The organism is Kitasatospora putterlickiae (assembly GCF_039527695.1).
GTDB classification, from domain to species: Bacteria; Actinomycetota; Actinomycetes; order Streptomycetales; family Streptomycetaceae; genus Kitasatospora; species Kitasatospora putterlickiae.
The window spans coordinates 1-643 of the sequence record NZ_BAAAKJ010000305.1; the positions used below are offsets into that span (position 1 = coordinate 1).

A 643-nucleotide genomic window follows, 5' to 3' on the forward strand; every position below is an offset into this window, starting at 1 on the left:
CGTCCCCCGCTCGCACCCGCCGCGCCGTCGCCCGCCCCGTCCGCCCCGTCCGCCCCGCCCGCGCGCGCCGACCACCGCGCCGCCGGCCGCGCCGGGACCACCGACGCCCTGGCCGACGACTACGCCTTCCGCGCGTCCTGGGAACGGGTCGAGCGGCGCCCGGCCAGCGTCGTCATGGTCCGCGCACGGTGGACGGCCGACGGCGGCGCCCTCGCCCCCGAGCGCGTCGACCACGCCGTCAAGGAGCTGACCGCCGACATCCGGCGCGAGATGGCGCCCTTCGGCGGACACGTGCGGCGCGCCTTCGGCTCGGTGTGGCTGGTCGTCTTCGGCGTCCCCCGGGCCCACGAGGACGACGCCGAGCGGGCCCTGCGCGCGGCCCTCGCCCTGCGCCGCCACTTCGAGGCGCCCGGACCGGCCGCCCCCGGGGCCACCGTGCCCGGACCGGCGCCCGGCCCCGCGGCCGCCGCCACCCGCCCGGTCACCCACCTCGTGGTCGGCACCGGCGAGGTGGTGGTCACCTACGACGACAGCGCGCCCGAGCCCGTGGAGGTCACCGGCCAGGTCCTGGACGCCTGCCACCACCTGCTGCTGCAGGTCCCGCACGGGGAACTGTGGGCCGCCGACGCCGCCGTCGAGGCGG

The 643-nt window shown here is 80.4% G+C and carries 1 pseudogene; it reads left to right on the top strand.

Annotated elements, in window-relative coordinates:
* Nucleotides 1–643: pseudogene (locus tag ABD308_RS29270) on the top strand (hypothetical protein); the annotation flags it as partial.